The following is a 13,322-nucleotide window of genomic DNA, read 5'->3' on the forward strand; positions in this document are numbered from 1 at the left end:
ACTTCGGTGTCGACACGACCGCGCGGCTGAAGGTGCTGAAGACCGAGGAGCCGGAAGGCCGCAAGGCCGGCATCAAGGTCAAGTCGGTGGCCGAACTGGTCGAAAAGCTCAAGACCGAAGCCGGCGTATTGTAAGTTCAGGAAAGGGAGATTTCATCATGGCTATTCTGCTTCTGGCTGACCACGACGGCAGCCACCTTTCCGACCAGACCGCAAAGGCGCTGACGGCGGCCGCCAAAATTGGCGGCGACGTGCATGTGCTGGTGGCCGGTGCCGGTGCCAAGGCGGCCGCCGACCAGGCGGCCAAGCTTTCCGGCGTTGCCAAGGTGCTGGTGGCCGAGGATGCAAGCCTTGCCAACAATCTGGCCGAACCCTTGGCGGCGCTGATCGTTTCGCTGTCGGGCAATTACGACACCATCCTGGCCGCTGCCACTTCGGTCGGCAAGAACGTCCTGCCGCGGGTTGCAGCGCTTCTCGATGTTGCCCAGGTTTCGGAAATCACCGAGGTGGTCTCGTCCGATACCTTCAAGCGTCCGATCTATGCCGGCAACGCCATCCAGACGGTGCAGACGACGGAAGCGAAAAAGGTCATCACCGTGCGCACCGCCTCGTTCGCCTCGGCCTCCGAAGGTGGCTCGGCTTCGGTCGAGACGATCGCGGCTGCGGCCAATCCGGGTCTGTCGAGCTTCGTTGCCGACGCGCTGTCGTCGTCGGATCGTCCGGAGCTGACCTCGGCCAAGATCATCATCTCGGGTGGCCGTGCACTCGGCTCGTCGGAAAAATTCAAGGAAGTGATCCTGCCGGTTGCCGACAAGCTCGGTGCAGCCGTCGGTGCATCGCGCGCGGCGGTCGACGCCGGATATGCCCCAAACGACTGGCAGGTCGGCCAGACCGGCAAGGTGGTCGCCCCCGATCTCTACATTGCCTGCGGCATCTCCGGTGCGATCCAGCATCTGGCCGGCATGAAGGACTCGAAGGTCATCGTCGCCATCAACAAGGACGAGGAGGCGCCGATCTTCCAGGTTGCCGACTACGGCCTCGTCGCCGACCTGTTCGAAGCCCTGCCGGAGATGGAACGGGCATCCTGATGAGACTTCAGAGACGACGGCTGAACGTTGACGTTCAGCCGTCGATCCTGATCGTGCGTGCGCCGACATGCAGCGCCCGACCGGCGCCAAAACCCATGATCGCCGCGCCGAGGCCGAGCGTCACGAACAGGATCGCGGCTGCGTCGAAGCTGCCGGTCCAGTCGCGGATCAGGCCGACGAGCAACGGGCCGATGGCGGCGAGCACATAGCCGACGCCTTGTGCCATGCCCGAGAGATGGGCGGCGACATGGGAATCGGGCGAGCGCAAGACGATGAGCGTCATCGCCACAGCGATCAGCCCGCCCTGGCCGAAGCCCTGGAGAATGGCCCAGAAGATCACCGTCGACGGCGGCGCGAACAGAATGCCGAGGAGCGCGATCACTGCGGCTGCGATCAGCGCGACATTGATGCCACGCTGGTCCTTGCGCCTGATGGCAAAGGAGGGAACCAGCAGGCAGGTGACGACCTGGGTCATGATCGAGACCGAAACGATGACGCCTGCCGTTGCCGGGTCGAAGCCGCGCTCCCTGAGAATGGGGGCGAGCCAGCCGAAGATGCAGTAGGCCAGAGCCGACTGCAGCCCCATGAACAGCGTTACCTGCCAGGCCAGCCGGTCGCGCCAAAGGCCGACGACACGAAAGCCGGTGTGTCTGACCTGCGCCTTGCTGCCAAGCGCCTGCGGCATCCAGATCAACAGCACGATGAAGGCGGGAAGCGCCCAGATGGCGAGTGCACCGGACCACGAGCCGGTAACACCGTGTTCGAGCGGCAGGGTCAGGCCGGCGGCACCGGCCGCGCCGGCGCAGAGCGCCATTGTATAAAGCCCGGTCATGATCGCCGCCTTGTCGGCAAAGTCGCGCTTGACGAGGCCCGGGAGCAGCACGTTGCCGATGGCGATCGCCGCCCCGGCGGCGAATGTCGACAGGAAGAGCACCGGTACGGGGCCGAAACCGCGCAGCACTGTCCCGAGCGCGAGCAGAGCCAAGGCGCCAAGCAGGGTGCGTTCGGCACCGAAGCGCTGTGCCAGCTTTGGTGCCAGCGGCGCAAACAGGCCGAGGCAGAGCACCGGCAGCGTCGTCAGCAGGCTGGCGCCGGCAGTCGTTAAGCCGGTATCGCGCATCACCTCCGGCAGCAACACCGAGAGGCTGGAAAACAGCGGTCGCAGGTTGAAGGCGATCAGCACGAGGCTGGCGCCGAGGACGAAACGCGCCGCTCCCCGCGGCAACACCGGCGGCTGAGGCTCGGGTACGCTGTCGGCTTCGGCGTCGATGAGCTGGTCTTCGAGACCGTTGATGGCTGCGACCTGATGGGCCGAGGAATTGGGATCACGGAAAGTCTGGTTCATTGCGAAAGAAGCCTGTCGAGTTCGCGAAGCACCGGCGCCATGAAGGCGCGAACGGCGGACGCGGCGCGGTCCGGATCGCCGGTGGCGATCGCCGCGACGATCGCCGCATGGGCCTGTTCGTCGGGTTCCGGCACGTCGCCCTTCAGCGTCGAGTGAATGGTTTCGAGGATCGATGAGGTGAAGAAATCGTAGAGCCCGACGATGGCGCGGTTGCCGGAGGCTTCGACGATGGATTTGTGAAAGGCGATGTCGCGATGGCCGAAGGCCTCGTAGCCGCCATCGGCAACTGTGCCGCGAGCCTTCAGCAGCCGGGTCATGCGTTCGAGGTCGGCGGGTGTATGGCGGATCGCCGCAAGCCTTGCCGCCTCGACATCGAGGGCGGCGCGCGCCTCCCATTGGTCGCGCAGACCGGCGCGTTTGACACGGTCGAGCGCGCCTGCCGGATCGACCGTCGAGCGCACATAGGTGCCGGAGCCCTGGCGGGTGTCGAGCAGACCCTGCGAGACCAGCACACGCACGGCCTCGCGCACCGTGCCCCGGCTGACGGACAACAGCTCGGTCAATAGAGTTTCGTTCGGGATGCGGTCGCCGACGCCCCAGCGGCCGCTGACGATCTCGGCGCGCAGGCTTTCGGCCGCACTGTCGGCCAGATTGGTTCGATTGACGGGCTGCATGATAAACTCATCAAGTCATCAGATGACCTAACGAATACGTCTGAGTTTAGTCGCTGTCAATTGGTTGTGGTGGAATCGGGGCGACATCGGCCGAATGCGCGGCGACGCTGGTCGGTGGAGGGCTGTTGTCGGGCGACCGCGCATCTCCGCGAGGTGGGGCTGTCGCGTTCCATCGGGAGTCGACAGAACAAAGCGATAAAATACTTCCTTCGACTAAATCCTCGACGGAAGCCGATCAATGATCGGTGGTCTGGCCGTCGGTGATGCTGAGCAACGTCTTTTCCATATCCGGCTCGTCGCCGGAGCAGACGCACAGCATTTCCGCGTCGCCTTCGCCGACCGAGAGATAAGCGTGGCCCATCGTCGAGTCGATATAGACGCTTTCGCCGGCTTTCAGTCGCACCGGCGCATATTGATCCGTATGCAGCTCGATCTCGCCCTTGAGCACGATCAGGAATTCTTCGCCGGCATGAGGGGTCAGCGGACCGAACTCTGCAAGCGTGCGCGCGCGGGCATGGGCGAGGATCGGCACCATGCGTTTCCTCACCAGATCGGTTGCAAGGTAGTGGTAGTCGTAATTGCGGGTCAGCTGCCGCAGCGTCGTCGTGGCCGAGGTTACCGAGCGGCGCGTGCGGGCGGCGGGCTGCTTGCTGTCGCCACTGAGCAATTCGGTGACATGCACGCCGAGGCCGGCGCAGATCTGCAGCAGCTTGTCATAGGTCAGCGACATCTGGTCGTTCTCCACCTTGGACAAGGTCGAGACGGCAACGCCGGTCAGGTGGCTGACGTCCTGAAGGGTCCAGCCGTGATGTTTCCTCAGGTTCCGCAGGCAATCGCCGAGGTTTGGCTGTTCCGACATGGTTCTCTCCGGCAAACGAGATCTACCTAGCTAGTTCAACTCTGGCCGCCTCGCAACAAGCGCCAAGAATTTTCCGATACGCTAAATATTGACCGTATCGGAAAATGAATTTACCAATGGCTATGCGCTCAGGATCCTCTTCTCCCAAAGTGATTGTCATTGGCGGCGGTATCGCCGGCCTGTCGGTTGCGGCTGCCGTCCAAGAATGGGCATCGGTCGTCCTCATCGAGCGGGAGGCGCATCTCGGCTATCACGCAAGCGGCCGCTCGGCGGCGCTTTTTGCCGAGACCTACGGCAACACGGTGGTCAGAGCGCTCTCCATTGCCAGCCGGCCGGCCATCGTCGATGGCGGCTTTGCCGAGCATGTGCGCGGCGCCTTGCATTTCGGTGGGTGCGACGACGATGCGATGGTCGATGAACTGGCGCAGAAGTACCAGGCGCTCGTGCCCAGCGTCCGGCGGCTTTCGGCAGACGAAGTCAGCGTGCTTATTCCCGTCATTCGTGCCGATACCACGTGCGGCGGCGTCTACGAGCCCGGCGCTCTCGATATCGACACCGGCAAGATGGTCCATGCCGCGGCCGCCGCTCTGAAGGCGCTTGGCGGGACTGTCATTTCGGGCGAGGAAGTGCTGCAGATCTCCCGTATTTCCGGCCGCTTTCAAGTGGTGACTTCGGCCGGCTCCTACGAAGGCGATATGGTCGTCAACGCGGCGGGCGCCTGGGTCGATGTGATCGCCGAGCGGGCAGGGCTGGCGGGGCTCGGGTTCTCGCCCAAACGGCGCACCGCCTTCATGTTCGACCCGCCCGCGGGGCTCGACGCGCGCACATGGCCGCTCGCCGTCGATCTGCATGAGCGTTTCTATTTCAAGCCGGATGCCGGAAAGCTGATCGGCTCGCTGGCGGATGAAACGGATTCACCGCCCTGCGACGCCTATCCCGAAGATATTGACGTCGCCATCGCGGTCGACCGGATCGAGCAGGCGACCGAACTTCGCATCGGCCGCCCGCAAAGGCCATGGGCCGGATTGCGCACCTTCTCGCCGGACCGCACGCCTGTCGTCGGCTTCGATCCGCGCCTGCCGGGCTTCTTCTGGCTCGGCGGCCAGGGCGGTTATGGTTTCCAGGTGTCGCTGACCCTGGCGCGGATCGCCTCGGCGCTGCTGCGCGATGCCGCGATGCCTGCGGATGTCGCCTCCCTCGGCGTCGAGTTCGGTGCGCTGGCACCCGTCCGATTTATGGCGGCGGCGCACACCCCGTCGCTTTCCCCGGCCGGCCCATGACCGGATAGACCATCAAGATCGAAACGTCGTCGATGCGGTTAGGAGAACCCCGCTACGACGTCAACACAAAGGCAACCAGGAGCGTTTGCTATGAAATCCACACGTCTGATTCTGCGCACCGCGCTCGTCGCATCGACAATCCTCATGGGCGGGCAGGCCTATGCGAAGACGCTGGTCTACTGCTCGGAGGCGAGCCCCGAGACCTTCAACCCGATGATCGGAACGGCGGATTCGACTATGGATGCCGCGGCCAAGCCGATTTTCAACCGGCTGGTGGAATTCAAGCCGGGGACGACGGAAGTCGGGCCGGCGCTCGCCGAGAGCTGGGATGTGTCCGAAGACGGCAAGGTCTACACCTTCCATCTGCGCCATGGCGTCAAGTTCCACACCAACGCGCAGTTTACGCCGACACGCGAATTCAACGCCGACGACGTGCTCTACACCTTTGACCGCCAGCGCAACGCCGACAATCCGTACCACAAGCTCTCGAACGCCTCATACGAATACTTCAGCGCGCTTGGGCTTGGGCCGTTGATCGAGAAGATCGAAAAGCTGGACGATCATACCGTGCGCTTCACACTGACGTCGGCAAACGTCACCTTCCTGCCCAGCATTGCGCTCGACTACCTCTCCATTCTCTCGCTGGAGCAGACCGAGAAGATGGTCGCAGCCGGCACCCCGGAGCTGATCGACCAGGCGCCCGTCGGCACAGGGCCGTTCATCCTTGAGGCCTATGCGCAGGACAGCCAGATTCGCTATGCGGCCAACAAGGACTATTGGAACGGTGCGCCGAAGATCGATACCCTCGTCTTTGCGATCACACCGGAGCCCACCGTGCGGGTCGCCCGGCTGAAGGCGAACGAGTGCCAGGTGGCGGCGCCACCACCGCCCGGAGCCGTCGCCGATCTCAAGAACGACCCCGAGGTGACGGTCTATAACCTCGAAGGCCAGAATATCGGCGTTCTCGGCTTCAACGTCGAACACAAGCCGCTCGGTGATGCGCGTATCCGCCTGGCGCTCGCCAAGGCGGTCAACCGGCAGGCGATCGTGGAAGCCGTGTATCAGGGTGCAGGCAGCGTTGCCGGCAGCGTGGTGCCGCCTGCACAGCTCGGTGCGGCCAAGGACGCGGGCATCGACTACGATCCGGAAGGCGCCAAGGCGCTTTTGAAGGAAGCCGGCCACGAGGGCGACCTGTCGATCGCGCTCTGGGCGATGCCGGTGTCGCGGCCCTACAACCCGAACGCCCGCCGTATGGCAGAGATGATCCAGGCCGACTGGAATGCCATCGGCGTGAAAACCGAGATCGTCAGCTTCGAGTGGGCCGAGTATCTGACCCGCACCGCCAAGGGCGAGCATGACGCCTTCCTGCTCGGCGGCAGCAGCGACAACGGTGATCCGGATAATATGCTGAGCTATCTGCTTAGCTGCGACGGCGTGAAGGGCGGCTCCAACCGGGCGCGCTGGTGCAACGCCGACTTTGAAAAGTTGCTTCAGGATGCGCGCGTCGCCGCCGATCCCAAGGAACGGGCAGCGCTTTACGGCAAGGCGCAGGCCATCCTCAAGGCGGAAGTGCCTGTTGCGCCGATCGCCCATTCCGTCGTGTCGATCCCTGTGCGCAAGAGCGTGAAAAATTACGTTCTCGACGCCTTCGGCCGCCAGAACTTCGCCAACGTCGATATCGCGGAGTAAGCCGGATGGACGAGATGACAATGAGCGGCGGCGTCACGCTTGCCGATCTAAGCCGACTGCTTCAAGGCTACATCAACGATGGTGCCGTCGGCGCCTCCCTGGCCTTTTCACAGGGCGATGGCGAGACCGTCACCTTGACCTCGGGACTTTCCGACCGGGCGCGGGGGATACCGGTTTCGCCAACGCAACTGTTCAAGATCGGCAGTTGCACCAAGACGTTTACCGTTGCCGCCCTGATGAAGCTGGCGGAAAGCGGTGTGGTGGAGCTTGGCGCGCCGATCTCGCACTGGTTCCCGGACCTTCCCGGTGCCGCTGCCATTTCGGTGCGCCAACTCGTCAACCATCGCGGCGGGTTGCCGGAATTCGAGTACGACATACCGATGACCCCGGACCGCATCTGGACGCCGGCCGAACTCGTCGATCTCGCGTTTCGGGTCGGCACTCAGTCGGCGCCCGGCGGTCCGGCCGTCTACAACAACACCGGCTATGTGCTTGCCGGCATGTTGATCGAAGAGGTCACCGGAAAGTCGCTCGGCGATTATGTCCGCCATCAGGTGCTCGAACCGCTCGGGCTCGAAAACACCTGGTCGCCTTCGACCGAGAGCTTCCCGGAAGAGCGCATGGTGCGCGGCTACTACCACCGACCGCCACCGGCTGCGGATGCAGGGGCGGGCATCGCTGCCGGAGCCGAGATGTGGCGCATGGACGGCGTCCTGCCCTATTCCGACGCGCTGCAGGATTCATCGGATTCGTTTCCGTTCACGGCGGCCTATGGCTGCGGCGACATGGTCTCGACGCCCGGCGACATGATCGCCTTCATTCGGGCGCTGTTTGGCGGCAAGTTGCTGGCGGACGGAATGTTCCGGGAGATGAGCGAAAGCCGTGTCGCCGTTAGCTTTCCCGGTACGCGGATGCGCGAGACCGGGGCGGGGCTGTTCCAGAGCAGCTACGCGGATCGGCTCGTCTATGGCCACCAGGGCAGCATCCCCGGCTATGTTACCGTGATGCAGCACGAGCCGAAATCGGGTCTGACAATCGCCATGACCAGCAATGTGGGCTCGGGCTACCGGATGTCCTTTTACGCCAGCGGTCTGCATCAAGTGCTCGATCAGGCAATCGGCATCATCATGGACAGCTAAGCCCGCTGGCGATCACGTCTCGAAATCAGCTCGACCGCCCGTTCGGGCGGTCGAGCGTTTTGACAGCATTGTTATGAAATGAGGACGTCGACCTTTTCGAAGGTCCGGACGTCGATCAGCCCCTTGTCGGAGATGCGCAGTTCGGGAATGACGACGAGCGCCAGCAGCGAATGCTGCATGTAGGCGTTGTTCAGCCGGCAGCCGCAGACGCGCATCGCTTCGACTAGTGCCGCGGCCTTGTCCGCCACGATCTCGGCACGCTGATCCGACATCAGCCCCGCGACCGGCAGTTCAACCAGTGCAAGCTCCTTGCCGTGCTTGATCACCACGATGCCGCCGCCGACCTCGTGCAGCCGGTTCGCGGCTTTCGCCATGTCGTCCTTGTTGGTGCCGACGACGATCATGTGGTGGCTGTCGTGGGCCACGGTGCTTGCAACCGCGCAATCGCTGTCATAGCCGAAGCCGGAGACGAAGGCATTGACGACGTCGCCGGTGCCGCGATGACGCTCCACCAGCGCGATCTGGCAGACGTCCTGGGCGCGATCCATCTCGATGATGCCGCCCGCCGCCGAAAGCTCGGCTTCAAGCGCACGCGTCGGCGCCTGGTTCTCGACGACGCCGATCACCCGGACCCGCGCGCGGGTCGCGGTGCTGTTAAGCCCGATGTCGAAATCTCCGGCCTTGAGCGTCTTGCCGAGGTGCACGGTGTTGCGGGCGCTTTCCGGATAAACGAAGGGCGGGATATCGCGCACCAAGGCGCCGGAATCTGCCAGCAGTTCGCCGCGGGCAAACACCATCTCGATCGGCAGGGCAGCAAGGTCCGACGTGATGATCAGGTCGGCCCGTCGTCCTGGTGCGATCGAGCCGAGTTCCCGCTCGACGCCGAAATGCTGGGCGGTGTTGAGCGTGGCCATCTGGATGGCGGTGATCGGCTTCAGCCCTTGGGCGATGGCGTGGCGAACCACCCGGTTCATGTGGCCGTCGTGGACCAGCGTGCCGGAGTGGCTGTCGTCGGTGCAGAGCAGGAAGTTGCGCGGATCGACGCCGGCTTCAGTGATCGCCTTGACCTGGGCGGCAACGTCGAACCAGGCTGAGCCGAGCCGCAACATCGCACGCATGCCCTGTCTGACGCGGGCAATCGCGTCCTCGACGGTCGTTCCTTCATGATCGTCGGCCGGGCCGCCAGCGGCGTAGGCGTGAAACTCCCGGCCGAGATGCGGCGAAGCATAGTGTCCGCCGACGGTCAGCCGCGCATCCTGGGTTGCCGCGATTTCTGCGACCATCTTGGGATCGTTAAAGGCGACACCAGGAAAGTTCATCATCTCGCCAAGCCCGATGATGTTCGGCCAGCTCAACGCTTCGGCCACGTCCGTGGCCGAGAGTTCAGCACCCGCCGTCTCGAGCCCGGGCGCGCTCGGCACGCAGCTCGGCACCTGCACGTAGACATTGATCGGCAGGCTTTGCGCCTCGTCGTTCATCAGCCGCACGCCGGCCAGGCCGAGCACGTTGGCGATCTCGTGCGGGTCGATGAACATCGTCGTCGTGCCGTGCGGGATGACGGCGCGCGCAAATTCGGTGACGGTGACGAGACCGCTTTCGACATGCATATGCGCGTCGCAGAGCCCCGGCACGAGATAACGCCCGGCAGCGTCGACGACCTTGGTGCCTTCACCGATCGTATGGCTGGCGTCGGCCCCGACATAGGCGAAGCGGCCGGCTTTGACCGCGATGTCGGTGTGCGGAATGATCTCGCCGGAATAGACGTTGACCCATTTGCCGTTGCGGATGACGAGGTCCGCCGGCGCACGGCCCATGGCGACGTCGACGAGCTCGGGTGCGGTCCTCGACCAGGATTGGAGCATGACAGTTTCCTTCAATGGAGACGATGTCGGCGCCCCCTTTGACGTCTGAGTAAAAAGGAGGCGCCGACAGGTTTACTGGGTCTGGGCGATGAGCGCTGCCGCCAAGAGGGCGACGAACCACATGACCGGTTTTACATCGCCCGCCCGCCCGCAGACCAGCTTGATCAGCACATAGGCAATGATTGCGAGCGACAGCCCGAGCGTGATCGAGAATGTCAGCGGGATCAGCACGATGGCAAGGAACGCCGGGATCGCTTCGTCGATGTCGGTCCAGCGGATCTTGCTCATCGGCTCGGACATGAAGAGGCCGGTGAGGATCAGAACGGGCGCGGTTGCCACGGCCGGAACGAGCGACAACAGCGGCGACAGGAACAGGAACGGCACGAACAGCAGGCCGGCGACAAGGGCGACAAGCCCGGTACGGCCGCCCTGCGCAATGCCAGCGCCCGATTCCAGATAGACGGTGGCGGGGCTGGTGCCGAGCGGTGCGGAGATCAGCGCAGCGACGGCGTCGACATGCATGGATTGCTTGATGTTGCGCGGCAATCCCTGCTCGTCCTTGAGGTCAGCCGCTTCGGCAAGGCCGAGGAAGGTCGAGAGTGCCTCGATGAAATTGGTGAACAGGAAGACGAAGATGAACGGCAGGTAGATCAGGCTCAAGGCGCCGACGAGGTCGATCTGGCCGATGAAGCTGAAATCCGGTGCCGCGGAAAAGCCGCTCCAATTGACCAGTGTATGCACATCAGGCGTATCCGGCGAAAACGCGCTGCCGTCGCCCCACCAGCGGCCGATCGGGATGGAGAGGATGGTGGTGAGGATCATGCCGGCCATCATCGCGCCGGGAACTTTGCGGACCACCAGCGCGACCGTCAGGATGAAGCCGGCAATGAAGGTGAGGGTTACGGGGTTGAACGTCGTCAGCCCGACGATCGTATCCGGATTGGCGATGATGAACTTGGCATTCTCGAAGCCGATCAGTGCGATGAACAGACCGATGCCGCAGGCGATGCCATAACGCAGGTCGACCGGGATCGCCTCGATGATCGTCTGGCGCAGGTTGAAGAAGGCCATGACGGTGAAGAGCACGCCGGCCCAGAAGACGCAGCCCAGCGCGATTTCCAGCGGTACCTTGGCGCCGACAACCATCGTATAGGCAAACAGCGCATTGATGCCCATGCCCGGCGCCACCAGGATCGGGCTTCGCGCATAGAGCCCCATGGCGCAGCTGCCGATGAAGCTGACGAGTACGGTCGCCGTTACGCCGGCCGAAAACGGAATGCCGGCGTGGGACAGGATCGAAGGGTTGACGACGATCACGTAGGAGGCGGCGAGAAAGGTGGTCAGCCCGGCGAGGATTTCGGTTCGAATGGTCGAGCCGAATTTGGAAATCTGGAAGTAGCGGTCAAGCAGGCTGGCGAGCCAGGAGGCTTGTGCCTGGCCTGACGCCGGCTCAACGCCCTTGGGTTGGTAGTTCATTTTGTTCCCCTTTTTTTGAAATGAGGAAGGGGCCGGCGATGCCGACCCCTTCCAAGGCTTTACTCTGCTGCTGCGGCGCGCGCTTCCTCGCCGCCGTTCCCGGCGAGCGGCGAGATCACCTTGAGCCGGACGCAATCGACGACCCCGAGATCGGTGATGGCATATTCCGGGATCGCGGTGATTTGAAGCACGAACATGTACATGAACGGCCATGGCAGGGTGCAGCCGAGCCCGCGCGCCGCATCGTCCAGTTCCTCCTCCAGCGCCGCCATTTCCGATGGTTCGATATCGGAGACGATGCCGCCGATCGGCAGATGCAGGAAGGAGACGACCTTGCCGTCCTTGACCACCACCTGGCCGCCATGGTTGGCGATCAGGTGGTTGATGGCGACCCGCATGTCTTCCGGGTCGGCGCCGATGCAGATGATGTTGTTGTCGTCGGGCGCGGTCGAACTGGCGATTGCGCCTTCGCGCAATCCGAAGCCGGAGGTGAAGGCGACGGGTCGGTTTTTCGTCTTGCCGTAGCGCTCGACCACGGTGACATATTGGATGTCCTTTGCCGGGTCGGCGAGCACGCATCCGTACTTGACTGGCAGGGTGACATCGCGGCGGGTGCGCACGAAGATCTTTTCCGGCGTGACGGCGATCGCCATGGCAGCGGCGCTGTCGCCGGGGCCGTCATAACGCAGCTTCAGATCGTCGAGTTCGAGCGGCGCGACCTTCATCGAAGTCAATAGCGCGGCGCTGCGCGGCGGCGGCACCAGTTCGATGGCCATGCGGCCGTCACGCGCGACTTCCTCACCCTTGGCGATGACGGCATCGATCCTGAACTCGCGCAGGTCGTTGACGAGCAGGATGTCGGCGGCGCGACCCGGCGAGATTGAGCCGACCTTGTCGTCGATGCGAAGGGCATCGGCGCCGTTGATCGTTGCCATCTGGATCGCCGCCATCGGCGAGATTCCCATGGCGATCGCCATGCGCACCATATTGTCGAGATGGCCGCGCTTGAGAATGTCGCTGGCAACGACGTCATCGGTGCAGAAGCTGATGCGGCGCAAGGCCTTGACGCCCATTTCGGTGACGATGCGCAGATTGTCGGAGAGGAAGTGGGAGATCGAGGATTCGCGCACGACGACATGCATGCCGGCCCTGAGCTTTTCGAGCATTTCCTCCGGCGAATAGCTTTCGTGGTCGGCGCGCACGCCGGACTGCTGGTAGCCGTTGAGGCGCGCTCCGCGCGTCATCGGGCAGCAGCCGAGCACCGGGAGCCGGCTCTTTTCGGCAAGCTCGAGCGCCGCCAGCACGTCGGGGTCTTCCTCCTGGATGAACTCGCGCACGGTTTCCCAAATGCCGACGCATTCCGGCCAGTGATGGGTGGCCTGGTGATCGGCAGGACTGAAATAGTGCCCGACGGTCGAACGCGGCATGGTGTACGGCGTCTTGCAGGGCGCGCCCCAGAAGACCTTGAGTGGTGTCTGCTTGGCCTCGTCGAGGAATTCACGCGCCGCCGCCGGCCCGCCGACGACGATGATCTGGTCAAGCCCGGTGACGATCGACGTGGTGCCGAGCGGGACGACCGCCTTGGCGAAGCTCGTTAGCGACATCTTCGAGCATTCGACATGCAGATGGCCGTCGATCATGCCGGGCGCCAGGTATTTGCCCGTGGCGTCGACGATCTTCGTTTCCGGCCCGACATAAACGGAGATGTCGCCGACGGCGATGATCCGCTCGCCGTAGATCGCGACATCGGCCTGGTAGATTTCTTCCGATACGACGTTGACGAGCCTGCCGCCGCGGATCGCCAAAGTGGCCTTGTTGCCGGTGCCCGAGGCTGCCCGGATGAATTCTCTGATATTGCTCACTGAAACCTCTCCCTTAGCGTCGCCGAATATTCCCAGTTTGGTTTCGTTT

Annotated in this window: 10 protein-coding genes and 1 pseudogene; 5 read left to right on the forward strand and 6 right to left on the reverse strand. The window is 63.6% G+C overall.

Annotated features, from left to right (window positions below; translation table 11 throughout):
- Positions 1-134, forward strand: a pseudogene (locus IB264_RS27695) (electron transfer flavoprotein subunit beta/FixA family protein); the annotation flags it as partial.
- Positions 135-157: 23 nt separating this feature from the next.
- On the forward strand, positions 158-1,087 hold the full coding sequence (locus IB264_RS27700; protein WP_192434420.1) for an electron transfer flavoprotein subunit alpha/FixB family protein: 930 nt from the start codon (positions 158-160) through the stop codon (positions 1,085-1,087).
- A 34-nt stretch (positions 1,088-1,121) separates the two neighbouring features.
- Here the strand turns inward: IB264_RS27700 and IB264_RS27705 are convergent, their stop codons facing one another.
- The 3 genes from IB264_RS27705 to IB264_RS27715 form a co-directional block, all read right to left on the reverse strand.
- Positions 1,122-2,432, reverse strand: a complete 1,311-nt coding sequence (locus IB264_RS27705) for an MFS transporter (RefSeq protein ID WP_025428321.1) — start codon at positions 2,430-2,432, stop codon at positions 1,122-1,124.
- Positions 2,429-3,106: a FadR/GntR family transcriptional regulator gene (locus IB264_RS27710; RefSeq protein ID WP_025428322.1), complete on the reverse strand. Its 678-nt coding sequence runs from the start codon at positions 3,104-3,106 to the stop codon at positions 2,429-2,431. Before IB264_RS27710 ends, IB264_RS27705 begins: the two co-directional genes overlap by 4 nt.
- A gap of 235 nt (positions 3,107-3,341) precedes the next feature.
- Positions 3,342-3,965: a helix-turn-helix domain-containing protein gene (locus tag IB264_RS27715; RefSeq protein WP_025428323.1), complete on the reverse strand. Its 624-nt coding sequence runs from the start codon at positions 3,963-3,965 to the stop codon at positions 3,342-3,344.
- A gap of 116 nt (positions 3,966-4,081) precedes the next feature.
- Here IB264_RS27715 and IB264_RS27720 point away from each other — a divergent pair, with 116 nt between their 5' ends.
- The 3 genes from IB264_RS27720 (at position 4,082) to IB264_RS27730 (ending at position 8,073) form a co-directional block, all read left to right on the forward strand.
- Positions 4,082-5,245 (forward strand): FAD-binding oxidoreductase, encoded by a 1,164-nt coding sequence (locus IB264_RS27720; protein WP_234907948.1) that lies wholly within the window; start codon positions 4,082-4,084, stop codon positions 5,243-5,245.
- A gap of 90 nt (positions 5,246-5,335) precedes the next feature.
- Positions 5,336-6,934, forward strand: coding sequence for an ABC transporter substrate-binding protein (locus tag IB264_RS27725; RefSeq protein WP_057207527.1), 1,599 nt, complete (start codon positions 5,336-5,338; stop codon positions 6,932-6,934).
- 5 nt (positions 6,935-6,939) lie between these two features.
- Entirely contained in the window at positions 6,940-8,073 is a 1,134-nt protein-coding gene (locus IB264_RS27730; protein WP_225906401.1) for a serine hydrolase, read from the forward strand.
- A 71-nt stretch (positions 8,074-8,144) separates the two neighbouring features.
- Here IB264_RS27730 and ade read toward each other — a convergent pair whose 3' ends face one another.
- From ade to IB264_RS27745, 3 genes are all read right to left on the reverse strand, one after another.
- Positions 8,145-9,935: an adenine deaminase gene (gene ade, locus IB264_RS27735; RefSeq protein ID WP_057207528.1), complete on the reverse strand. Its 1,791-nt coding sequence runs from the start codon at positions 9,933-9,935 to the stop codon at positions 8,145-8,147.
- Between the two features lie 72 nt (positions 9,936-10,007).
- Positions 10,008-11,411, reverse strand: a complete 1,404-nt coding sequence (locus tag IB264_RS27740) for an NCS2 family permease (RefSeq protein WP_082523592.1) — start codon at positions 11,409-11,411, stop codon at positions 10,008-10,010.
- Between the two features lie 59 nt (positions 11,412-11,470).
- Complete coding sequence (locus tag IB264_RS27745) at positions 11,471-13,273, reverse strand: adenine deaminase (RefSeq protein ID WP_057207529.1); 1,803 nt, start codon at positions 13,271-13,273, stop codon at positions 11,471-11,473.
- Positions 13,274-13,322: the final 49 nt, after the last annotated feature.

Source organism: Ensifer sp. ENS11 (assembly GCF_014851895.1).
Lineage (GTDB): Bacteria > Pseudomonadota > Alphaproteobacteria > Rhizobiales > Rhizobiaceae > Ensifer > Ensifer canadensis.

What these genes read in the sequence shown, in the direction of transcription:
- IB264_RS27715 (WP_025428323.1), bottom strand. Translation starts at nt 3,965, where the DNA reads ATGTCGGAACAGCCAAACCTCGGCGATTGCCTGCGGAACCTGAGGAAA.
- IB264_RS27730 (WP_225906401.1), top strand. Translation starts at nt 6,940, where the DNA reads ATGGACGAGATGACAATGAGCGGCGGCGTCACGCTTGCCGATCTAAGC.
- IB264_RS27710 (WP_025428322.1), bottom strand. Translation starts at nt 3,106, where the DNA reads ATGCAGCCCGTCAATCGAACCAATCTGGCCGACAGTGCGGCCGAAAGC.
- IB264_RS27705 (WP_025428321.1), bottom strand. Translation starts at nt 2,432, where the DNA reads ATGAACCAGACTTTCCGTGATCCCAATTCCTCGGCCCATCAGGTCGCA.
- IB264_RS27700 (WP_192434420.1), top strand. Translation starts at nt 158, where the DNA reads ATGGCTATTCTGCTTCTGGCTGACCACGACGGCAGCCACCTTTCCGAC.
- ade (WP_057207528.1), bottom strand. Translation starts at nt 9,935, where the DNA reads ATGCTCCAATCCTGGTCGAGGACCGCACCCGAGCTCGTCGACGTCGCC.
- IB264_RS27720 (WP_234907948.1), top strand. Translation starts at nt 4,082, where the DNA reads ATGGCTATGCGCTCAGGATCCTCTTCTCCCAAAGTGATTGTCATTGGC.
- IB264_RS27740 (WP_082523592.1), bottom strand. Translation starts at nt 11,411, where the DNA reads ATGAACTACCAACCCAAGGGCGTTGAGCCGGCGTCAGGCCAGGCACAA.
- IB264_RS27725 (WP_057207527.1), top strand. Translation starts at nt 5,336, where the DNA reads ATGAAATCCACACGTCTGATTCTGCGCACCGCGCTCGTCGCATCGACA.